The organism is Clostridium sp. FS41, assembly GCF_000954015.1.
Taxonomy (GTDB): Bacteria; Bacillota; Clostridia; order Lachnospirales; family Lachnospiraceae; genus Enterocloster; species Enterocloster citroniae.
The window spans coordinates 1-21491 of the sequence record NZ_JYHN01000025.1; the positions used below are offsets into that span (position 1 = coordinate 1).

The window sequence follows — 21491 nt, forward strand, 5'->3', positions numbered from 1 at the left end:
GGAGAAGAGGCTGTACAGAACTCTGGAGGAAGCAGAAGCAGCGATACCGAGGCGGTCAGGGGAGCGGAGAAAGTCGCCGTATGATTATATGTAATGGGCGGAGCCGAATGAACGGTTCCGCCATTTTTATTTTATGTATGCTTTCCAGGTTTTTTAACTCTCCTTACGCGCTTGACCGCATCTTGATGGCAGATACCCCCGCAGTCCTTTACGATCCCCATCACAAGGGCCTCCTCCTTTACATAACAGTACCCGCCGCACTCGCAGGTGCACTTCCAGATCCTCCCGTAGCGTTTATTCTTCCAGGACCATTTTGTTTCCAATTGTCCGAAGCATAGATTTGGTTCGACATCCATTGTAAAAATCCCCCTTTTTTCTTTGATTATAGCACTGGTTGTTTGTTTCCAGTGCTGGTACTTATTGCCAAAATAAGGCGGGGGATGGATGTGGTTGAGGCTACCTACTATTATATAGGAAAGAAATGGTTTACAAGTTTAGAAACTCTATACACATGGTAAGAGCCTGCTTGCCGCAGGCATGGCAGCTTTTAAATGGTTTATCCAGATTATAGGCGATCCTGGGCAGGTAGCCGGAGTCCTCTAACAGGGTGAACAGGGGGAAGAAGATCGCCATGGGGGGCAGCATTACGGATACCACCCATGCCAGTACCCGGAACACTCCAAGGATCAGCAGGCCGTGGAGCCACTGGGGAGCGCCCATGGCCATAAATGCTTCTGTCAAAAGGTCCTGGACCCTAAACAGCGCATCGGCCAGCATCTGAGACGGATAATTGGCTCCGGTGATGGTCAGCCAGAACACCACAGCCAGCATTCCGATCATCACAGGATATCCTGTAAAGCGGCTGGTGAGTACATGGTCTAACTTCCTGTCCCCTTCGTTGTAGCCGTTTTTGTTAAAATGAACCGTATCCCGGCATACCTTTTCCGCAGAGGCCACCAATGCAGCTACCACGCGGTCCTTGAGGATTTCCCTTGTAACACCGTATTTGGCCAGATGACCGTTAGCCTGCTCCAGGGCCTGGGCCACCTGGGGCTTCTCAAGTATATTCTCTCCCAGGTATTCCTTCAGCTCCTTCATAAGGGAGGGATCGCTGTCCAAAAGCTTTAAGGTCAGCCATCTGGAATTCAGCTTTCCTCCCACCTGTGCCCTTACTGCCGGCTCCGCCAGGGAGATGGCTTGCTCTATGATGGGGGAATACTGGATCTGAAAATGGCCGGATCCGCCGGTGTTGATGATGGGGACCGCCATGGAGGATTCCATGGACTGGGCGCTTGGGTCATCCTCAGATTTCCCCGCCGGATCCTTGGGCAGGGGATCGTCCGCCGGATCGTCCGCCGGGGAATCCATAAAATCTTCCATCAGGTCATCCACCAAATCCTCCATCGGATCATCCTCCGGGTCAGCGATTGGATCATTTATCGAATGATCTGCCGGATCAGAGATCGGATCAGCCGGCAGATTATCCGCCTGGTCCGCTGCCGGTTGCCCTACCAGTTCATCCAGTTTTGCCAGAAAACGTTCCAGGCTCTTTTTCTTTCTGGCAACCGTGCCCACCACAGGCACGCCCAGTTTTTCGGAGAGCAGATCCAGGTCAATGGTAATGTTCTTGCGTGCGGCTTCATCCAGCAGGTTTACGCATACAAGGACCCGGTCCGATATTTCCATGGTCTGGAGGACCAGGTTCAGATTCCGTTCCAGGCAGGTTGCATCGCAGACCACCACTACACCATCGCTTTTTCCAAAGCAGATAAAATTGCGGGCCACTTCCTCCTCGGCCGAATGGGCCATGAGGGAATAGGTTCCGGGAATATCCACCAGGACATACCCGTTTTTTCCGGTTTTGCAGTACCCCTGGGCATTGGTTACGGTTTTGCCCGGCCAGTTTCCCGTGTGCTGGTTCATGCCGGTCAGGTTGTTGAACAGGGTGCTCTTTCCAACATTTGGATTACCCGCTATGGCAATGACTTTATCTTCAGGTGTCTGTTTTTTGATCTCCAAACCGGAATCGACAGCGCCCATTCCGACAGATTGTTTGGTCAGCCCCATTTTAATACTCCTTTAAATTTTTTTAGATGATTATTCATAAATCAGGATATTCCTGCAATCCTCAGAACGTATGGCAATGACGGCGCCCCGGATCAGGTAGGCGCAGGGATCTCCAAGAGGGCTCTTTCCCAGGCACTCCACCTCTGTGTCCTCTACCAGACCAATATCCAAAAGCCTTCTGCGGATGCTCCCATTGGCGGTAAGCTCCTTGATGCGCGCCCTCTGACCGGGCTTTATATCATTCAGACAATGAAATTCTTTCATAATTACAATACCTCGCAATAAATTAGGATAAGGAAACATTTTCTTACTCATAGTGTATTGCAGGAGGTGGACTTTGGTTACAAACAAGGATATAAATCATGAAAATAATGGATTCGATCTGGGAAATGAAGGGTTCTATACATTGAAGGGATACGAACGGTCCAGTGGGGACCAGCTGACCTCCTCCATGGAGGATTATCTGGAAATGATCTGCCGCATGGAGGAAGAGGGACTCCCCATCCGGGTGAGCCTGCTGGCTCAAAGCCTCCATGTGCGCCCTTCCTCCGCCTCCAAGATGCTGGATAACCTGAGAACAGGGGGATATATTGATTTTAGGAAATACGGAAGCATCATGGTTACGGATAAGGGGCATGAGGCAGGGCGCTATCTGCTTCACCGCCACCGGGTGCTCCATGATTTTTTCTGTGCTCTGAACCACACAGACTGCGAATTGGAACAGGTGGAGAAAATTGAACATTTCATTAACCGGAAAACGGTGGAAAACATGGAACGGATCATTACATTTCTCAGAGAAATGCCTTAGAATGCAATTTTCAAACACGCTCTGGAATTATACAGAGAAATATTGTATAATGGGGAGTATGCAAAATGATAAAAGGAGAGACCATATGAGTGAAGACAATTATGTGGAGTGGCTGGTAAAGAGAAAAGATCCGGGCTACGCTGTTCCTGTAAAGATCCTGATGATCGTGCTCTGTATTTTTTCTGTGCTGACAGCGCTGCAGACAGTTCTGGGTGTAATCATCATGCTGGCAGTGGGAGCTGCCACCTATTTTGTATTTCTTAACATGAGCGTGGAGTATGAATACCTTTTTGCTGAGGGAGGTCTGTCCGTGGACCGCATTATGGGAAGGGCCAGAAGGAAAAGGGTGTTTGATTGTGACAAGGAGGATGTTCAGATTGTGGCTCCGGCAGATTCCTTTGTGCTCAAGGATTATGAGAGACAGGGAGCCAAGATAAAGGATTTTTCCTCGGGCCGCAGGGACGCCAAGGTCTATGCCATGATGTACCAGAAGGGCGCTGAGAACTATAAGGTTCTGTTTGAGCCCAATGAGAAGATGATCGGGGCCATGCGCAGGGCATATCCGCGCAAAGTGGTGGTATAAACCATATGATATGTGACAGATTAAAAGAAGGACGGTATCCATACTGAGGAATCAGTACCGATACCGCCCTTTTCCATTCCGGGGTGATCCGGATTTTGCACGTATGCAGGCTGTAATTATTGCGGGTTAAAACTCCTTTTTCCCGTAGATGAACAGGCAGATAAAATAGGAGATGATAAACAGGGCCACGGACAGGATAAGAGCCCCCAGGCCGAATGCGATCAGATGGTCTGCCCGCAGCCCTATGTGGCTTCCCCTTCTAACCATGATGACGGCTGTAAAAAAGATGAGGGCGAACAGCACACTGGGGATGTAGCGGGCCTTTTCCACGCCCAGCCACATGGACAGGGGCAGGGAAAGGGCAGTGTAGAACAGGGAAATGCCCGCGCCCACAGCCAGGGTGGCGGCTATGGAAGGAATAAAATCCGGTTCCATTCCTCCTGTGCGGATCAGCCAGGCAATTGCGACCACAAACGTGGAGACAACCGCGGACATGACAAGGAGCAACAGGGACATGATATATTTTTCCTGAACCATATTTGCCCTGGTCAGGGGCATACTTAAGGCGTAGGTATCCCACCGGGCCTGCTTATCATAGGAGGCCAGAGTGAAGATATGCATGGCGCTTACCATCATGCACAGTGATATGAGTATCAGTCCCCCGTCATCCCTGGGAAGGAAGACCAGCCCCCATATGAGCAAAATAAACATCAGGCTTTTGCCATTCTGTTTCAGACAATATAAATCTTTTATCAGCAGTCCCATCATTGTTTTTGCCCCCTTATATAAAATAACATGATCTCTTCGATGTTGGCCCGGTCAATGATCAGATCCGGGTAAAGCTCACTGACTTCCTGTCTGCTGCGGACCAGACATTCTGCCTGATAGGCATTGTGCCGGACCCCTACGATATCCAGGCCTTTAAGCTCATTAAGGTCCCCGGCCCCGCACTTGATGATGCCCATGTCATCCATAAGAAAATCCTTTTCTTCTGAAAACAGGATCTCACCATCGTGGATCATGGTAATGTAGTCGGCTACCTTATCCAGGTCGCTGGTGATATGGGAGGAGATCAGGATGGAATGCTCCCCGTCCTCGATGAATCCAAAGAAGATATCCAGGATCTCATCCCGGATAATGGGGTCCAGGCCGCTGGTAGCCTCATCCAGGATAAGAAGCTTGGGATGATGGCTCAGTGCGGCTGCAATGGATAGTTTCATCATCATTCCCTTGGAATATTCCTTGATCTTCTTTTTCTCCGGAAGGGAAAATGTCTTTAAATAATCTAAGAACAGGTTCTGGTCCCAGCTGCCATAGACCCGTTTCATTATGTTGGATACCTGGATGGCATTGAGAAATTCGTGAAAATGGCTCTCACCCAGGATGACTCCGATCTGCTCCCTGATCTCTTTTCCACTGGTATCCAGATCCTTCCCAAGGATCTCAATGGTTCCGCTGTCACGCCGGACAAGGTCCAGCATGGCCTTGATCGTGGTTGACTTTCCGGCGCCGTTTTCACCGATCAGACCCATGATGGAGCCTTTGGGCAGGGAAAGATTCACATCTTTCAGGGAAAAGTCTTTGTATGTTTTGGAAAGACCTCTGATATTGATCGCATTCTCCATGGACGTCTCCTCACTCTCCATTATAAATAAGCTCCAGCACTTCCACCAGTTCCTTTAACGGAATACCGCTTTTCTTGGCCAGTTCCGCGGCTTTGGCAAGATACTCCTCGGCAATCCGCAGATTTCCTTCCCGGATGACCTCCGTATCCTTGGCCGCCACAAAACTGCCCTTGCCTGTTATTGTTTCAATAAAGCCTTCCTGCTCCAGATCGTTGTATGCCCGCTTGGTGGTGATCACGCTGATCCGCAGCTCCTTTGCAAGGGCCCGCATACTTGGAAGGGGATCACCTGCACTGAGCTGGCCGCTGATGATCATGTTCTTGATCTGGGATGTTATCTGCTCGTAGATGGGCTTTCCGCTGGAGTTACTGATAATGATATTCACTGCTTTGCCTCCGTGCCATTAACTGGCCATCTGTGCCTAATGTTTTTATTGTATATACTCTATATATACAATATACTATGTATAGACAGATCTGTCAAGAGGGAAGATAAGTCTCTTTCCATCAGGAAGCCAATCGTAAAACAGGGGAAATAATATTAGAAAGGCTGATTGAGGCCTATAAGTAAAATGAATGAATGATTCCATTTGATTTGATTTGACAAGCATGATAAAATTTGCTAGTATTAGATACTAATAAGAAAGAGACAGTTCAAGCACTATCTTACAGATACCCTCAGTGACAGTAACGCGGCAGAACCGCAAATCTGTGGTGCAAAACCGTGTGTTCCCTTGTCCACTGAGGATAAGTTTCTTGCAAAACAAATTCAATTCAAACACGCAGAAAGAGAGGAACTTTAAAATGGGTACAATAATCGGCGAAGGCATAACCTTTGATGATGTACTTCTGGTACCATCCTATTCAGAAGTGATTCCCAACCAGGTAGACCTGACAACAAACCTGACCAAGAAGATTAAATTAAACATTCCGTTAATGAGCGCCGGCATGGATACGGTTACAGAGCACCGCATGGCGATTGCCATGGCCAGACAGGGCGGTATCGGTGTGATCCATAAGAATATGTCCATAGATGATCAGGCGGAGGAAGTGGACCGCGTAAAGCGTTCGGAGAACGGCGTTATCACAGACCCATTTTACCTTTCACCCGAGCACACATTAAAGGATGCCAATGATCTGATGGCAAAGTTCCGTATTTCCGGCGTACCGATCACAGAGGGTAAGAAGCTGGTTGGTATCATTACCAACCGTGACCTGAAGTTTGAGGAGGATTTTGACCGCCCCATCAGGGAGTGCATGACCACCAGGAACCTGGTCACTGCAAAGGAAGGCGTTACCCTGAAGGAGGCCAAGGCGATCCTGGCCAAGGCAAGGGTGGAGAAACTTCCCATTGTGGATGATGATTTTAACTTAAAAGGGCTTATTACAATTAAAGATATTGAGAAGCAGATCAAGTACCCGCTGTCCGCAAAGGACGAACAGGGGCGTCTTCTGTGCGGCGCTGCCGTGGGTATCACAGCCAATGTACTGGAGAGGGTAGAGGCATTGGTAAAGGCAAAAGTGGACGTGATCGTGCTGGATTCCGCACATGGTCATTCCGCTAATGTGATCCGCTGCGTAAAGATGATCAAGGACGCATTTGCGGACCTGCAGATCGTGGCAGGCAATGTGGCTACCGCAGAGGCCACCAAAGATCTGATCGAGGCAGGCGCTGACTGTGTGAAGGTTGGGATCGGACCCGGCTCCATCTGTACCACCCGTGTGGTCGCAGGCATTGGCGTGCCCCAGGTTACAGCTGTTATGAACTGCTATAAGGTGGCGAAGGAATACGGCGTGCCCATTATCGCAGACGGAGGGATCAAGTACTCCGGCGATGTGACAAAGGCAATTGCGGCAGGCGGAAGCGTGTGTATGATGGGAAGCATCTTTGCAGGATGCGATGAGAGCCCGGGAACATTTGAACTGTATCAGGGACGTAAGTATAAGGTATACCGCGGCATGGGTTCCATCGCAGCCATGGAGAACGGAAGCAAGGACCGTTACTTCCAGTCAGATGCCAAGAAACTGGTGCCTGAGGGCGTGGAAGGCCGTGTGGCGTACAAGGGATTGGTGGAGGACACCGTATTCCAGCTTCTGGGCGGACTTCGCTCCGGCATGGGATACTGCGGCGCATCCGATATCCCCACCCTTCAGGAAACAGCCAGATTTGTGAAGATCTCCGCTGCCTCTTTGAAGGAAAGCCATCCTCATGATATTCATATTACAAAAGAGGCTCCAAACTATTCAATTGAAGAATAACCTTGAATGGTATATAATGATACCCGGCGGGACGTATTTGTTCCGGCGGGTATTTTTATGAGAAAGGAAGATAAGGCGATGAGAACAGAGGCCAGGATGACCACGCTTTGTTATATAGAAAAGGACGGCGCATATCTTATGCTGCACCGCGTCAGCAAAAAGCATGATGTGAATAAGGATAAATGGATCGGTGTGGGAGGCCATTTTGAACATAATGAGAGCCCGGAGGAGTGCCTGCTGCGGGAAGTGAGGGAGGAGACAGGGCTGACCCTCACTTCATGGAGATTTAGGGGGCTGATCACTTTCATGGCAGACGGCTGGGATACCGAGTACATGTGTCTGTATACTGCGGACAAATATGAGGGGGAAATGATCTCCTGCAACGAGGGCGTGCTGGAATGGGTAAAGAAGGAGGATGTGCTGGGCCTGAACCTCTGGGAGGGGGATAAGATCTTCTTCCGCCTGATGAATGAGGACAGGCCGTTTTTTTCACTGAAACTGTCCTACCATAACGATTGTCTGGTGGAAGCAGCCCTTGACGGGCAGAGGATGGAGCTCTTTGATATACTGGATGACCATGGGGAGAGGACCGGAAGGGTAAGGGAGAGGACCATGGTCCATCTGGACGGTGATATCCATGGGACTGCCCATATTTGGATCGTGCGCAAGGGGCCCTATGGCGGTTTCGACCTGCTGCTCCAGAAGCGGAGCAGATGTAAGGATTCCTATCCGGGGTGTTATGATATCTCCTCCGCGGGACATGTCCAGGCAGGGGACGGTTTCCTTCCCACCGCTCTCAGGGAGCTTAAGGAGGAATTGGGTATTGAGGCATCGCAGGAGGACCTGGAATTTGCAGGCATCCATACAGGTTATATGGAAGAAGAATTTTACGGCAGCATGTTTAAGGACAGTGAGTACAGCCATGTATACGTATACCGCAGGCCGGTGGAGGCTGAGAACCTTAAGCTCCAGGAGGAAGAGGTGGAAAGCGTTATGTGGATGGGCCTAGATGAGTGCATGGAAGCTGTGAGGGAGGCCGCGCTGCCCAATTGCCTGTACATGGATGAACTGGAACTTCTAAAGGGATATCTGGAGGGACATCCCCAGGGGGGTATGCAGGGGCATTCCTAAGGGTGCATGCAGGGGCATAAGCATGAATAGGAGTGTAATCAAGAGTATCCAGCCTGATCCTTCGGAAAAAGGGACGTCAGGGTGAGGGGAGCATGAGTGTGAAGAATAATATTTTACTGCGTACCAATATTTTTGTGTGTACCATCATTATACTGGGATTTGCAGTTACGTCCATAACCAGTTACCGTGCCAACATCGGGGTATTTGAAAAGGATGTGGAGGATGTAACGGACCTGGCGTCCGAGGGCATTTATTATAAGATCGATTCTATTTTTACAAAACCGGTAAATGTCTCCCTTACCATGGCCAATGACAGTCTTTTAAAGGAATTTCTGGCAGAAGAACAATCGCGTATGGAGGATGAGACATTTATCAAAAGCATGCGGGACTATTTGTATGCCTACAGGGAAAAATATGCCTATGATTCCGTATTCCTTGTCTCCGCCCAGACAGGCCGTTATTATCATTTTAATGGACTGGACCGGGTACTGGAACAGGGGAATCCGGAGAATACATGGTATTATGATTTTATTGCAGATCCTCATGAATATTCCCTGAATATCGATAATGATGAGGCCGGCGACAATGAGATCACCATATTCATCAACTGTAAGATCAAGGACCGAGATGGAACCGTGATGGGCGTTGTGGGTGTGGGGTTCAGGGTGGATTATCTCCAGGAACTGCTAAAAAGCTATGAGGATGAATTTAATGTCCGGGCCCGACTGGCGGATGAGAACGGTGTGGTGGAGATATCCACCCATCACACGTCCTATGAGCCGGTGAACCTGTTTGATGATGGGAGTTATGATGATATGCGGGATCAGCTGCTTTCAGGCAGGGAGGAGATGCAGACTTTCTGGCATACAGCCGACAGGAGCAGGGGGTATATGGTATCCCGTTACATTGAGAACCTGGACTGGTATCTTCTGGTGGAGAATGATACCACAGACCTGAACCGGCACATGAAGGAATCCCTGGAACAGGGGATTGCGGTCATATTGATGATCGTGGCAGGGGTCCTGTTCACCATCACCACGGTGATCCGCCGGTACAATGCCCAGATCATTGAACTTACAACTGCCCGTGAGCGGGAATATAATAAGATACGCCAGGACGCGGCAAAAGAGCTGTACGAGAATATCTATGAGCTGGACATTACCCACAACTGCGCAGTGGGGGAGAACACGGAGCGGTACTTTGAGAGCCTGGGAGTACCGGTTAAAACGCCTTACAGTGAAGCGCTGAACATAATTGCGGATAAACAGATCAAAGAGGAATACCGCCGGGGCTATGTGGACACATTTTCCCCGGAACATGTGATGGAAGCATACTCCCAAGGCGTTAAGAGCCTTACCTATGACTTTATGATCACCAATAATGGAAGCGACTATTATTGGATGCGGATTATGGCCTGCATCTATTTCTGGAGCGAGGACAATTCCGTGCGCATGACGATCTACCGCCAGAATATTGATGAGGTGAAGCGGCAGGAAACAAAGCTGTTTGAGCAGATGCAGAGTGATCCGCTGACAGGGCTATATAACAAGGCGGCAACAGAGGAGATGATCAGCGAACAGGTGAAGGGGGCGGAACCGGGCAGCTCCTATGCCTTCCTTATTCTGGATATTGATAATTTTAAACATGTCAATGATACACTGGGCCATTCCGCCGGTGATTTTGTCATTTCCCAGTTTGCACAAAACATCCAGTCCCATTTCAGGGAGGGCGATATTGTGGGGCGGATCGGAGGAGACGAGTTTGCCGTATTCATTCCCTTTACAGGCATGGAGAGCCTTGAAAAGAAGGTGCAGCAGCTGGTTGCGGACCTGCATACCTGCATTACCACGGAGGCAGGGAAATGCAATGTCTCCGCCAGTGTGGGAATTGCAATCTATCCTGGATCAGGCATGGATTTTGAAACCTTATATAAAAATGCCGACCTGGCTTTGTACAAGACAAAAAAACGGGAGAAAAACGGATATACGGTATTTAAAAAATAATAACTTTTTTGTAAGTTTATCGTCAGAAATAGTTGTTTTTTGTAACCTGGAAGTATGGTATACTGATTAGTACATTGTCCTGTGGACGGCATTTCATATGCTTCCTGCACAGGACGGTGTACTTATTTTGTTTTTCAGAGGATATATGTGATAGGAGAGGTAGCCAGATGCGATCAAAACAATGGAAATCATTTTTATGTATATGTACAAGCTGCGCCCTGCTGATGAGCACGGCAGTGTACGCAAACCCCGTGGTTATCGCCCCATTGGAGGAAAGCCAGGTGGCATCCGTCCAGTCAGGGGGACAGTCGGGAAGCCCTGCGTCCAACCAGGGGCCATCGGGCAGCGGGGATGCAGGCACGGTATCTTCCAGCGGACCTGCTGCTGACAACACAGCCGGACAGCCCTCATCCGGCGCCTCTCCCACAGAGGCCGGGAATGGGATAAGCCCAGGGGCGCCGGGGACCGGAAGCCAGGGAAATACGGGAAATAATACAACAGGAAATAACGTAACAGGAAATATCGGTACTGTGGACACATCCGCGATCCAGCAGCCGGTGGTTGCGGCTGAGGGTGCGGTCCTTATGGACGCGGCCACCGGAAACGTCCTGTTTTCCAAAAACGGAGAAACCAAGTATTATCCGGCCAGCATCACCAAACTTATGACAGCTCTTTTGGTGGCTGAAAACTGCGGGCTGGACGACAAGGTTACATTTTCTGCCACTGCTACCACCAATCTGGAGTCGGGTGCGGTATCCATCAACATGACGGAGGGGGATGTGATGACCGTCCGCCAGTGCCTGTATGCCCTGCTTCTCAAATCCGCCAACGAGGTGGGGAATGCATTGGCCGAGCATGTGGCAGGCAGCAATGCCCAGTTTGCCGAGAAAATGAACGCCAAAGCGGCTGCCCTGGGGTGTACCAATACACATTTTACAAATCCCCATGGGCTTAATGACTCCAACCACTACACAACGCCCCATGACATGGCGCTGATTGCAAGGGCTGCTTTTCAGAATGATATTGTAAAGACCGTTGCCTCTACCCGTACATACAGTCTGCCCGCCACCATTAAGAACCCGTCCGGGCTTACCGTGTCCATTGGACACAAGATGCTCAACCCCAGCGATTCCAGATACTATGAAGGGGTGATCGGCGGAAAGACCGGCTATACCTCCAAGGCAGGCAACACCCTTGTGACAGCAGCGGAAAAAGATGGGGTAAGGCTGATCGCGGTAGTCATGAAGGCTAAATCCACCCACTACACGGATACTAAGTCCATGTTTGACTATGGATTTGAACTGGCCAAGGCAGGGGCTCTGGGCAGTTCAGACAGCAGCGGGACAGGCCCAAGCAGCACTGGAAATGCAGGCAATGGGACCGTGGGAAACAGCAGTACAGGGACGAATAATACAGCAACGAACAATACAGGAACAAACAGCACAGGAAACAGCGGTCCGGGGACCGCAGCCGGCCAGGGATGGGTCCAGGATGCCACCGGATGGTATTACGTGAAGGACAACGGCTCCAAGGCGGTCAATGAATGGCTGACACTGGACGGGGTTTCTTACTGGATTGATTCCAACTCCTATATGGCTAAGGGATGGAGACAGATCAACGGAATCTGGTATTTCCTGCGCTCCAACGGAGCCATGGCAAAGAACCAGTGGGAGAAGGTAGATGAGAATGGTCTGTGGTTCTATCTGGGACCGGACGGTGCCATGCTGACTAACACCACTACGCCGGATGGGCATTATGTGGGGAGTGATGGGGCTTGGGTGGAGTAAGATGAGATAGTAGAGTATATTTTGAATTCAGAACAAAAGCAAATATGATTTTGAGGCATCATATATTGATGTATTATCATATCAGTAGAGAAAGTATACTATACCACTTGAAAAATGTAACAGAACGAAATCCCGGAGAGCGGAAACTCTTCGGGATTTCTTTTTAATGTACCTGAAAAATTACTCAACAGGCAATGCAGTATAGGTCAATGTGTCAGGATTCCTCAGATATATGTAAGCCATCTGGGAGACTACGGTATTCAGTGGGAGTCAGACCGGTCAGTTTTTTAAAATTACGTATAAAAGTCTGTTGATTATTAAAGCCTACAAAGGCTGCTACTTCAGCAATAGTTATTTGTGTTGTGCAGAGTAGTTCTTTCGCGTGTTCAATGCGCAGACCAGACAAATATGTGATGATATCGCATCCTGTTTCTTTTTTAAATAGTTTGCTTGTATAAGCTGGGCTGCATCCGATATAGGTGGCCATGGTTTCAAGAGAAATGTCCGAATTATAATTCTCACTCATCCATTTTATCAGATGGTCAATCTTTACTTTCCCTTTATTAGCGCTGGCTGCCAGAACAAGGCCGCATACATCCTGAACAAGGGGTAGAAGAAGTTGACCAAAATCATGAACTTTTGCCATTCTGTTCAGATCTTCCAGAACCTGTTCTTGAAGTTTTACACAGTCTGCATAAATAACAGGCATATCTTTTGTTGTCTCTATTATTACATTGATAATTTGTGATGCTGTTTCCTTTACTGATGCAACAGAGGTATTGGGATTGGCGTGGATAACGGAAAAATAGGACTTTAGAAAGTCCTCGGCCTCCGGTGATTTGCCCAGGCGGATATATCTGGAAAGAAGTTGTTGCTTGTTATAATCGAACTGTACTTCCGAACGCTGAAACTCTTCATAGCAATAGGGAATGATCAGATGATTATGGATCTTGTGATTTAAAAGTTCCGCGGCAGCGCTATAGGATTGATGAAGCTCTTCAATGGAAGACGTGATGGTTCCAAAAGCGATTATGGGAGGTTTATCATTGCCGGAAGCACAAACACTTTGCAGTACACCCCCCAATTTATTCATACCCAAAAGACGGATGTCATCTGAGTGTGTCTTAGACATATCCAATATACCAACAATTGTTCCGGGATTTTCCCATAACCAATAAGACGGAAAATAGTTGTCCGAAGCGGTCTGGCATGTATGCAGCAGATTTTTTTGGGCATCGCTGAACTCGGATTTGTGGAGATTGTAAAAGAGCTGGATGGAAACCGGAACCTGTATTAACACAACAGACACACATTTCAATCGTTCTTCAAGTTTCAAAAAGGCAATACTTTTTACAATGCCTTCTTTTCTGTAATCTGTTCCGCAGCACAAGTCAAGTAGTAGCTTTGACTGGAGAACCTGCTGATTAAGATCTAGAATGGAACGCAATGCAGCTATCTCTTTTTGGTCATGCGAATATGTCACAAGGAGAGAACGATATCTTTTGTAGAATATATATGCAATGCCAGACACTGCCATTAATAAAAAAATAGCAATCAGGACCTCCATGGTTGTTCCTCCCTGTAATGTTAAAGAATAAGAATTTATTTGGTTTTATTATAGTATATAAAATTTGAAAAGACAAGATTTGGACATTGAGAAACAGTATAAAGTAAAAGCAAAAGCATAAGGAACATCTTAAGATGTAGTGGCCTATTTCGTAAAATGCAAATAAAAAACGAAATATACAGCATGAAAAGTACAGAATTTGTTAATAAAAGCAGATAATGACTATATACTTTTTGATGCCTCGGAGCTAGTTTATAGGAGTAGGAAGCTGCTGGCAGTAAATAATACCTAAGATCGTCAGAATCAATTTTGATATGGCAGAAAGAAGGATAAAGTGAAAGCGTTTATGATTGAGGATACCAGATTTGCCGGTTTTATTGAGGTGGAAGAACCGCAGATCTGCAGCCCTACCGCTGTCAAAGTACAAGTTGAGTCAGTTGGTATATGTGGAACAGATATTAAAATTTATGAGGGACATCATTCTCTATCCATGGGACAAAAAAGGATACCTGGACATGAGTTTGCCGGGGTTGTCACAGAGATAGGAGGGCAAGTTAAGGGCTTAAAGAAAGGAGACCGTGTTGTCCATGAGCCGATCTCGTATTGCGGCCAATGCTACGCCTGTTTAAAAGGTGAAGGAAATGTGTGTGCACAAGTGAAAGTGACAGGCTGCAATATGTCCGGGGGACTGGAAGAATACTTTGTGTCAGATGAGCGGCAGTGGCACAGGATTCCTGACTGGATCAGCTGGAATGAAGCTGCATTGATCGAACCTTATACCATAGCGGCACAGGTATGTGCCCGGGCTGAACTGGCACCAGAAGACACATTGCTGATATATGGGGCTGGACCTATTGGTCTCATGCTTGCAGATACGGCTATACATATGGGGGCAATGGTAATGATTAGTGAAATTAGTGACGGAAGGCTTAGAATGGCCAGAGAAATTGGAATACCATATGTAATAGATTCCACCAGGGATAATCTCAGGGAGAGGGTCATGGAACTGACCGGAGGCTATGGACCTAACATTATTGCGGACTGCGCAGGTATCGTGCAGTTGGATGAGGAAGCGATTGACATGCTGTCCCCATGCGGAAGATTCGTGCCGGTAGCGGCTGTGCCCTTTATGTTTGATGGCTATAAGGCCATGAGAAAGCAGTTGAAAATCGTGGCTTCAAGACTTCAAATGCATCAGTTTGCACCTGTGATTTCAAATTTTAGGCAGTATCAGGAGCACGCGGACAGGATAATTACGGATGTTTTTGATTTCAGGGATACAAAAAAGGCCTTTGCCCTTGCCGGCCAAAGGCGTCCTGAGACGGGGAAGATTGTTCTTCGTTTTAACAAATACATGGATTAATGGAGGAATCGGTTATGGATACGGTTGTGGTGGTTTATACCTCTATGGGAGGCCTGATTAACACTATGAAAAAAGAACTTTCAGCAGCGCTGCCGGATTGCAGGATAGTAAATATCGCAGATGACAGTCTGATCAGGGAGGTTGTGGAACACGGCAGAGTCACGGACAGGGTGAGGGAACGCATGATGCATTACTTCCAGGCTGCTGCCAGGTGGGATCCCAAAGTGATCATCAGCGCCTGTTCTTCTGTGGGAGAGGTTGCGGAAGCGGCAGATAAAATACTGAGTGTACCGGTTATCCGTATAGACAGGGCCATGATTAAAAAGGCTTTACAGCATGGGGATAGAATTGGCGTGGTGGCATCCCTGGCGACCACCATGGAGCCTACGGCATCTTATATTCGCCGCCTGGCCGCAGATATGGGGAGGAATGTCCAGGTGATCGGCAGAGTGGCACAGGGGGCATATGAGGCTAACAGTCAGGGACGACCGGAACTTCATGACGATCTTATCAGAAAAGAAGCAGAGGTCATGGCGGGAGAGGTGGACGTATTGATTCTAGCGCAGGGTTCCATGGCGGGAATGGAAGCATCTCTCAAGAAAGACACAGGATTGCCGGTATATGCAAGTCCATGTCTTTGTGTAAAGGAAGTGCAGGAGATATGTGAGGTGAACAGATGATAAAGTTGACAGAGGAAAGAGAAAAAGAGTTGGAAGCACTTTGTCGCCAGTTTCGGATTGACATTATATCAATTCTTCATGAATTGCAGACAGGACACGCGGGAGGCTCGCTGTCAGAGTGCGAAATCCTTGTAACGCTGTACATGGAGTGCGCCAATATTTCAAAAGAAAACCAGTATGACAGCGGCAGGGACAGGATTGTACTTTCCAAAGGACATGGAGCGCCCATGCTTTACCGTTGCCTTTGTGAAAAAGGCTTTTTTCCAAAGGAGGAAATGCATACATTAAGGCAGCCGGGCAGCCGCCTTCAGGGGCATCCCTGTTCTGCGAAAACCCCGGGAGTGGAGTTGTCCACAGGACCTTTAGGCATTGGGCTGTCGGCATCAGTAGGAATGGCTTGCGCCAACCAGCTTATGGGGAACGATGCCTATGTATTTACCGTGATGGGTGACGGGGAATTAAATGAAGGGACGATATGGGAAGCGGCCATGTCTGCGGTGAAGTTCAGATGCGACCATTTGATCGGTATTGTGGATTGGAATAAAGTTCAGTTAGATGGGACCACGGCCCAGGTCATGCCCATGGATCATATGGAGGAGCGCTGGAAATCATTTGGGTGGAATGTCCTGACATGTGACGGACATAAGATAGCCGGGATTTATACGGCCATTGAGAAGGCAAAAAGCATGAGAAATGGGAAACCATGTGTGATTCTCGCAGATACTATTAAGGGAAAAGGGGTATCTTTTATGGAAGGTACAAATAAATACCATGGAAAGGCTGTATCAGATGAAGAATACGCGCAGGCAATGAAAGAACTGGGAGGTATAAAGTGATGGGAATGGCGTTAAGGGATATTTACGGTGAAAGTCTTGTTAAATATGCTGGTCTTAATGACAGGGTAGTAGTTCTGGACGCCGACCTCTCAAACAGCAGCAAGACCTGTATGATGGCAGCGGCCTATCCTGAGAGGGCATTTGATGTAGGAATTGCAGAAAGCAATATGGCCGCCATGGGGGCCGGATTTGCTTGCAGCGGATTCATTCCATTTGTCAATACCTTTGCCACACTGGCGTCTTCCATGTGTGCATTATCCGCTAAGGCACTGATTGGATATTCTGGATTGAATGTGCGTATCGTAGGTTCTAACAATGGCCTGGGAGGAGGATATGATGGAGCCACACACCATGCGATCGAGGATATTAACGTGATGCGGGGAATTCCCGGAATGCTGGTCATGTCGCCCTCCGATGGCATTATGCTGGATTGGATGGTGAAAATGCTGGTGGAGGATTATAAAGGACCAGCCTATGTCAGCATACCCAGAAACGGATATGAAAACATCTATGATACAGGAGAAAACTTTAAAATTGGAAAAGCAAAGCAGCTTTCGGAAGGAAAGGATGCGGCTATCTTTGCCGTAGGACTATCTGTTTACAGGGCCGGTAAGGCGGTGGAAATTCTTGCGGCTCAGGGAATCAGGGCCAGACTGTTTGATATGTTTACAATAAAACCGCTGGACAGAGAGACTGTGATCCGTGCAGCGGGTGAAACGGGAGCAGTGGTTATTGTGGAGGAACATTCAATTATTGGCGGGCTTGGAACCGCGGTACTGGAAGTCCTGGCAGAGGAGAAGATCCAGGCAGAGATATCCAGACTCGGAATACGTGACTGCTACACAGAGAGCGGGAGCTATGAGGAACTTGTGGAGATATTTGGCCTTGGAACCGATTCGATTGTTAATGAGGTCCGCAGTGTGGTTTCCAGAAAGGAGGATATGGAATGCGGGAGGAGATAAGGGATTTATATAAAAAGAGCTATGAATTGCGGCTGGATGCTGTTAAAATGGTTTATCATGCCAAAACAGGCCATGCGGCTCCCAGTCTATCCATGGCAGATTTGATTACGGCAATGTACTTTTACATTTTGAAGCTTGATCCGGCCGATCCGGGCTTAAAGGACAGGGACAGGTTTGTCTTATCCAAAGGGCACGCATGCCCCATCTACTATGCGGCTTTGGCTAAACGGGGATTCTTTCCTGAGAAGGATCTGATGGAATACAGGAAGTTAAACAGCAGTCTGCAGGGACATCCCGATATGCGCAAGTGCCCGGGGGTGGATATGACCACAGGCTCTCTTGGAAATGGATTGGCGGCCTCACTGGGGATGGCCCTGATTGGGAAGAAGAACAGGAGCAGTCATTATGTCTATGTTATCTGCGGCGATGGGGAGCTCCAGGAAGGAATTGCATGGGAAAGCGCTATGTATGCCGGAAATGCGCATCTTGATCATCTGATATGGATTGTGGATTGCAATGGCCTGCAGTCAGGGGGAAGGGTTGCCGATATTCAGGATTTGGGGAATCTGGAGATGAAATTCAAAAGTTTTGGATGGGATACTCAAACCATTGACGGCCATAACATGGAGGAGATCCTGGACGCAGTTACTACAGCTAAAGCTGCTAAAGGAACCCCTTCTGTGATCATAGCCAAAACAGTAAAGGGAAAGGGCGTATCCTATATGGAAGACCAGTATCTATGGCATATGAAAGCACCCAATGATGAGGAATATAAAATTGCAGTTGAGGAGCTGGCAGAGGAGGCAGGGAAATATGAATAAGATGGTTTCTACACGGACAGGCTTTGGTACGGGACTGGTAGAGCTGGCAGGAATGCGGGATGATGTAGTAACTACTTCGGCAGACACCTATCGTTCGTTTGCCCTGAATAAATTTGTAGAGAAGTACCCGGACCGGTATTTTGAGTTTGGAATTGCCGAACAGGGGATGTTGACAGCTTCCGCCGCCATGGCGGCAGAAGGCTGCTGTGTCTTTTCCGTGGGTTACAGCCCCTTCCTCTCTATGCGTGGGCTGGAGCAGATACGTACATTTGCCGCATATCCCAACCTCAATGTAAAGGTGGCCGCGGGACTGTCTGGACTGTCAGGGGATACGGACGGGGTAACACATCAGGGCACAGAGGATATCGGAATTGTCAGGACTATCCCCAATATGGCGCTGCTTTGTCCTGCGGATGCGGTTGCTGCAAAGGCATTTGTGAAAATGGCAGCAGATCTTCAGGGGCCGGTTTATCTGCGCCTCGGGAGGGGGGCAACACCTGTAGTTTATAAAGAAAATCAGAGGTTTGAGTTTGGAAAGGCAATACATGTCCGTTGCTATGGCAGGGAGGCGGTGATCGTGGCCTGTGGTCCTTGTGTGGCTGAAGCTGCTAGGGCAGCTGACCAGCTGAAAGAAGATGGGATTATGGTTACGGTTCTGGATATGTATACGATAAAACCGCTGGATGTAGATACCCTAGCGGGCTGCTGTGAAGGGGCCGGGAGCGTCATAACAGTGGAGGATGGTACGGTCTGTGGTTTGGGAAGCGCTGTGGCTGAGGCGCTGGTGGAACATAATGTACATCCGAAGCATTTTAAAAGGTTAGGAATGACAACATTTGGGACAGCAGGAAGCCTTCCTGAACTGTTGGGCTTTTTTGGCCTGGATTCCAAAGGTATTGTGGAGAGTGTCCAAAGCCTTCAATAGATGGCAGATAGAATAAGGAGGAATTGACAGATGAGTTACACATTGGATCAGTTGTATGGCATAAGAGACCAAGTGATCGTGGTTACAGGCGCCGCAGGAGGTATCGGTTTGGAGCTGTGCCGGGCGATCCGGGATTTGGGCGGCAGGGTGGCGGCTGTTGTAAGAAACTCAAAAAGCCGGGAAAAAGTTCTGGAGGCGCTTCATTGCCCGAATTTATCCACAGAAAAGGATGTACTCTGTGTTATTGCGGATCTGACCCATGAGGAGGCTGTAAAAGCGGCAATGGAACAGATTGACCGGCACTTTGGAAGAATTGACGGACTGGTAAATGCAGCAGGAATGAATATAATTGAAAGCCTGGAGAAGATGACGCTCAGTGATTTCCAGAAGGTTATGGACACAAACTTTACATCAGTGGCAATCTGCTGTAAATATGCGGGAGGCTATATGCTAAGAGCAAAGAAAGGCCGTATTGTTAACATTTCCTCCCTCAGTACTGTGAAAGGGAAGGCATACTACACAGCCTACGCCTCCAGCAAGGCTGCAGTGGACAGCTTTACCAGGGCATTGGCAATTGAATGGGCCCAACAGGGGATTAATGTCAATTCAGTGGCACCCGGAATGATAGTCACGGATATTAACAGGAAACAGATTGAAGAGAATCCAAGATCATATGAAAAGCGGATTGAGAGTATACCGCGGGGGTGCGCAGGGAGAACAGAATGGCTGGTGGCGCCTGTGATTATGCTGCTCTCACCTGGCTCCGTCCACATGACGGGACAGACTGTATTTGTGGACGGAGGCTGCACGGCCGGGGATACGTTTGTAATGGAGACAGAACGTTTCAGATAACAACATCCTCATCCGGGATCCAGGCGCAGCGAAAGCCAATGCGCCTGGCTGTATAGGATGGAGTGTGCGCCAGATTCAGCCAAAACATACCCGCGCTTTTCTCGTGATACCAATGCCCGCCCCGGAGAGCAGCTGTTTCCCCATGATTGCGAAAATACAGATCACCGGGAGCGCAGGCATCTTCCATAGGAAAAACACAGGCCGCGCGGAGGAAAAGTAAGGCCTGAGCAGACAATTCTGTAAGACAGGAAAAATCGGAAAAGGGCATGTGACCATATGTGGAATCCATACCAGGAACCAGTTGTTCGTATATATGCTGCGGATATGTACGGGAGAGCGACAGGGCGAAATCAGGAGTTCCTCCGGCAGGAGGCGGCGGACATGTATAGTCAAAATGAAGGGTATTGGGGAAATCAGCGGGCATGAACCGGCCATCAGGCAGCATGGAATTCCAAAAGGAGCTGTTTCGCCGTTGGGCTTCGTGGATGGCAGAATACTCCGGTCTCAGCCACAGAAGCTTTCCATCCAGCATCCTAAGACCGCCAACCCATTCAGCCACATTACCATTGCAGTCGAAGATACCGTTTATCGTATGGTCGTGAGCCCAGGAAATGGGACCGCTTCCGGTCAGGGCCGGTCCGCCGGAGCCGTTCGGCAGGGGAGACATAAGGGTGCAGGTATCTTCCGGGTGTCCACAGTCGCTTCCATTGGAATTATTTCCACGGGGGACAATTCCACGGGCGCGGCTCCACAGGGCAATCCCAGCCCACTCGTAATTCGTCATCAGGTGCCAGCCTGGTCCCTTGGCCTGGCAACATTCTAATGCTTCATCATAGCTGATAAAATTTCTGGGACACTGGTCCGGAAGACTGTAAGCACGTCCCCTTTTTGTGATATTCTGGTATTTAGAGAGCCAGACATATTGTACTTGGCCTCGGGATGTCTGAAACATGGGATGAACGGCATTTCCAGCATGGGGGATCACCTGTTCCAGATCAAAACAAGGAATCCTTACCATCAGGGATGGAAGGCCGGCATCATCATACACCAGGGTATTTGTCCGCCCTGTAAGCTTCTCCACGATTATTTTAGCAGGAACTTTATCTTGAAGCAGGGTATAAAAAAATTTGGTCTGTCCGGTGGTTTTGGCACAGCGGTCCGCGAAACTTTCAAGGATAAGCAATTCCATTGGTGGATAGAAAGTATGATCTGGCAGCATAAAA

21 protein-coding genes are annotated in these 21491 nt (G+C 48.6%); 13 read left to right on the top strand and 8 right to left on the bottom strand.

The genetic code is table 11. The annotated features are described in order from the left end of the window. Positions 1-131: 131 nt before the first annotated feature. The 3 genes from CLFS41_RS03145 to CLFS41_RS03155 form a co-directional block, all read right to left on the bottom strand. Entirely contained in the window at positions 132-356 is a 225-nt protein-coding gene (locus CLFS41_RS03145) for a hypothetical protein (protein WP_045091435.1), read from the bottom strand. Positions 357-486: 130 nt separating this feature from the next. Next, positions 487-2067, bottom strand: a complete 1581-nt coding sequence (locus CLFS41_RS03150) for a FeoB small GTPase domain-containing protein (RefSeq protein WP_082082487.1) — start codon at positions 2065-2067, stop codon at positions 487-489. A gap of 30 nt (positions 2068-2097) precedes the next feature. After that, complete coding sequence (locus tag CLFS41_RS03155) at positions 2098-2331, bottom strand: FeoA family protein (protein ID WP_007866928.1); 234 nt, start codon at positions 2329-2331, stop codon at positions 2098-2100. Positions 2332-2518: 187 nt separating this feature from the next. Here CLFS41_RS03155 and CLFS41_RS03160 point away from each other — a divergent pair, with 187 nt between their 5' ends. Together CLFS41_RS03160 and CLFS41_RS03165 are read left to right on the top strand one after the other, a co-directional pair. Next, positions 2519-2875 (top strand): iron dependent repressor, metal binding and dimerization domain protein, encoded by a 357-nt coding sequence (locus tag CLFS41_RS03160; protein WP_082082489.1) that lies wholly within the window; start codon positions 2519-2521, stop codon positions 2873-2875. Positions 2876-2960: 85 nt separating this feature from the next. Further along, on the top strand, positions 2961-3458 hold the full coding sequence (locus CLFS41_RS03165) for a DUF6106 family protein (RefSeq protein WP_007866924.1): 498 nt from the start codon (positions 2961-2963) through the stop codon (positions 3456-3458). Between the two features lie 126 nt (positions 3459-3584). Here the strand turns inward: CLFS41_RS03165 and CLFS41_RS03170 are convergent, their stop codons facing one another. From CLFS41_RS03170 to CLFS41_RS03180, 3 genes are read right to left on the bottom strand one after another with little or no spacing between them, the layout of a single operon-like run. Beyond that, positions 3585-4226, bottom strand: coding sequence for an ABC-2 transporter permease (locus tag CLFS41_RS03170; protein WP_007866923.1), 642 nt, complete (start codon positions 4224-4226; stop codon positions 3585-3587). Further along, positions 4223-5083 (bottom strand): ABC transporter ATP-binding protein, encoded by an 861-nt coding sequence (locus CLFS41_RS03175; protein WP_007866922.1) that lies wholly within the window; start codon positions 5081-5083, stop codon positions 4223-4225. Before CLFS41_RS03175 ends, CLFS41_RS03170 begins: the two co-directional genes overlap by 4 nt. Positions 5084-5093: 10 nt before the next feature. Next, complete coding sequence (locus CLFS41_RS03180) at positions 5094-5468, bottom strand: GntR family transcriptional regulator (RefSeq protein WP_007866921.1); 375 nt, start codon at positions 5466-5468, stop codon at positions 5094-5096. 418 nt (positions 5469-5886) lie between these two features. Between CLFS41_RS03180 and guaB the strand changes: the two genes are divergently transcribed. The 4 genes from guaB (at position 5887) to CLFS41_RS03200 (ending at position 12262) form a co-directional block, all read left to right on the top strand. Further along, positions 5887-7341, top strand: a complete 1455-nt coding sequence (gene guaB / locus CLFS41_RS03185) for an IMP dehydrogenase (RefSeq protein WP_007866920.1) — start codon at positions 5887-5889, stop codon at positions 7339-7341. A 57-nt stretch (positions 7342-7398) separates the two neighbouring features. Then, complete coding sequence (locus CLFS41_RS29295; RefSeq protein ID WP_347467446.1) at positions 7399-8472, top strand: NUDIX domain-containing protein; 1074 nt, start codon at positions 7399-7401, stop codon at positions 8470-8472. Between the two features lie 98 nt (positions 8473-8570). Beyond that, positions 8571-10475, top strand: coding sequence for a diguanylate cyclase (locus CLFS41_RS03195; protein WP_045091494.1), 1905 nt, complete (start codon positions 8571-8573; stop codon positions 10473-10475). A gap of 167 nt (positions 10476-10642) precedes the next feature. After that, entirely contained in the window at positions 10643-12262 is a 1620-nt protein-coding gene (locus CLFS41_RS03200) for a serine hydrolase (protein WP_045091436.1), read from the top strand. A gap of 214 nt (positions 12263-12476) precedes the next feature. On the opposite strand, the gene CLFS41_RS03205 is transcribed toward CLFS41_RS03200, so the two are convergent. Continuing rightward, complete coding sequence (locus tag CLFS41_RS03205; RefSeq protein ID WP_007866915.1) at positions 12477-13829, bottom strand: AraC family transcriptional regulator; 1353 nt, start codon at positions 13827-13829, stop codon at positions 12477-12479. Between the two features lie 334 nt (positions 13830-14163). Between CLFS41_RS03205 and CLFS41_RS03210 the strand changes: the two genes are divergently transcribed. From CLFS41_RS03210 to CLFS41_RS03240, 7 genes are read left to right on the top strand one after another with little or no spacing between them, the layout of a single operon-like run. After that, on the top strand, positions 14164-15192 hold the full coding sequence (locus CLFS41_RS03210) for an alcohol dehydrogenase catalytic domain-containing protein (RefSeq protein WP_007866913.1): 1029 nt from the start codon (positions 14164-14166) through the stop codon (positions 15190-15192). 14 nt (positions 15193-15206) lie between these two features. After that, positions 15207-15872, top strand: a complete 666-nt coding sequence (locus tag CLFS41_RS03215) for an aspartate/glutamate racemase family protein (RefSeq protein WP_045091437.1) — start codon at positions 15207-15209, stop codon at positions 15870-15872. Next, entirely contained in the window at positions 15869-16708 is an 840-nt protein-coding gene (locus tag CLFS41_RS03220) for a transketolase (protein ID WP_007866909.1), read from the top strand. Before CLFS41_RS03215 ends, CLFS41_RS03220 begins: the two co-directional genes overlap by 4 nt. Beyond that, positions 16708-17670, top strand: coding sequence for a transketolase C-terminal domain-containing protein (locus CLFS41_RS03225; protein ID WP_045091438.1), 963 nt, complete (start codon positions 16708-16710; stop codon positions 17668-17670). The genes CLFS41_RS03220 and CLFS41_RS03225 overlap by 1 nt, the downstream gene beginning before the upstream one ends. Then, a complete protein-coding gene (locus CLFS41_RS03230; RefSeq protein ID WP_007866906.1) occupies positions 17655-18491 on the top strand; it encodes a transketolase in 837 nt (278 codons plus the stop codon). Before CLFS41_RS03225 ends, CLFS41_RS03230 begins: the two co-directional genes overlap by 16 nt. Next, positions 18484-19416: a transketolase C-terminal domain-containing protein gene (locus tag CLFS41_RS03235; RefSeq protein WP_007866905.1), complete on the top strand. Its 933-nt coding sequence runs from the start codon at positions 18484-18486 to the stop codon at positions 19414-19416. The genes CLFS41_RS03230 and CLFS41_RS03235 overlap by 8 nt, the downstream gene beginning before the upstream one ends. 30 nt (positions 19417-19446) lie before the next feature. Next, positions 19447-20268: an SDR family oxidoreductase gene (locus CLFS41_RS03240; protein WP_007869128.1), complete on the top strand. Its 822-nt coding sequence runs from the start codon at positions 19447-19449 to the stop codon at positions 20266-20268. Here the strand turns inward: CLFS41_RS03240 and CLFS41_RS03245 are convergent. Next, positions 20261-21487, bottom strand: a complete 1227-nt coding sequence (locus CLFS41_RS03245) for a hypothetical protein (protein WP_147329401.1) — start codon at positions 21485-21487, stop codon at positions 20261-20263. The genes CLFS41_RS03240 and CLFS41_RS03245 overlap by 8 nt on opposite strands. Between the last annotated feature and the right edge of the window lie 4 nt (positions 21488-21491).

What these genes read in the sequence shown, in the direction of transcription:
- CLFS41_RS03170 (WP_007866923.1), bottom strand. Translation starts at nt 4,226, where the DNA reads ATGATGGGACTGCTGATAAAAGATTTATATTGTCTGAAACAGAATGGC.
- CLFS41_RS03225 (WP_045091438.1), top strand. Translation starts at nt 16,708, where the DNA reads ATGGGAATGGCGTTAAGGGATATTTACGGTGAAAGTCTTGTTAAATAT.
- CLFS41_RS03240 (WP_007869128.1), top strand. Translation starts at nt 19,447, where the DNA reads ATGAGTTACACATTGGATCAGTTGTATGGCATAAGAGACCAAGTGATC.
- CLFS41_RS03215 (WP_045091437.1), top strand. Translation starts at nt 15,207, where the DNA reads ATGGATACGGTTGTGGTGGTTTATACCTCTATGGGAGGCCTGATTAAC.
- CLFS41_RS03160 (WP_082082489.1), top strand. Translation starts at nt 2,519, where the DNA reads ATGGAGGATTATCTGGAAATGATCTGCCGCATGGAGGAAGAGGGACTC.
- CLFS41_RS03235 (WP_007866905.1), top strand. Translation starts at nt 18,484, where the DNA reads ATGAATAAGATGGTTTCTACACGGACAGGCTTTGGTACGGGACTGGTA.
- CLFS41_RS03175 (WP_007866922.1), bottom strand. Translation starts at nt 5,083, where the DNA reads ATGGAGAATGCGATCAATATCAGAGGTCTTTCCAAAACATACAAAGAC.
- CLFS41_RS03165 (WP_007866924.1), top strand. Translation starts at nt 2,961, where the DNA reads ATGAGTGAAGACAATTATGTGGAGTGGCTGGTAAAGAGAAAAGATCCG.
- CLFS41_RS03150 (WP_082082487.1), bottom strand. Translation starts at nt 2,067, where the DNA reads ATGGGGCTGACCAAACAATCTGTCGGAATGGGCGCTGTCGATTCCGGT.
- CLFS41_RS03200 (WP_045091436.1), top strand. Translation starts at nt 10,643, where the DNA reads ATGCGATCAAAACAATGGAAATCATTTTTATGTATATGTACAAGCTGC.
- CLFS41_RS03145 (WP_045091435.1), bottom strand. Translation starts at nt 356, where the DNA reads ATGGATGTCGAACCAAATCTATGCTTCGGACAATTGGAAACAAAATGG.
- CLFS41_RS03220 (WP_007866909.1), top strand. Translation starts at nt 15,869, where the DNA reads ATGATAAAGTTGACAGAGGAAAGAGAAAAAGAGTTGGAAGCACTTTGT.
- CLFS41_RS03205 (WP_007866915.1), bottom strand. Translation starts at nt 13,829, where the DNA reads ATGGAGGTCCTGATTGCTATTTTTTTATTAATGGCAGTGTCTGGCATT.
- CLFS41_RS29295 (WP_347467446.1), top strand. Translation starts at nt 7,399, where the DNA reads ATGAGAAAGGAAGATAAGGCGATGAGAACAGAGGCCAGGATGACCACG.
- CLFS41_RS03230 (WP_007866906.1), top strand. Translation starts at nt 17,655, where the DNA reads ATGCGGGAGGAGATAAGGGATTTATATAAAAAGAGCTATGAATTGCGG.
- CLFS41_RS03155 (WP_007866928.1), bottom strand. Translation starts at nt 2,331, where the DNA reads ATGAAAGAATTTCATTGTCTGAATGATATAAAGCCCGGTCAGAGGGCG.
- CLFS41_RS03245 (WP_147329401.1), bottom strand. Translation starts at nt 21,487, where the DNA reads ATGCTGCCAGATCATACTTTCTATCCACCAATGGAATTGCTTATCCTT.
- guaB (WP_007866920.1), top strand. Translation starts at nt 5,887, where the DNA reads ATGGGTACAATAATCGGCGAAGGCATAACCTTTGATGATGTACTTCTG.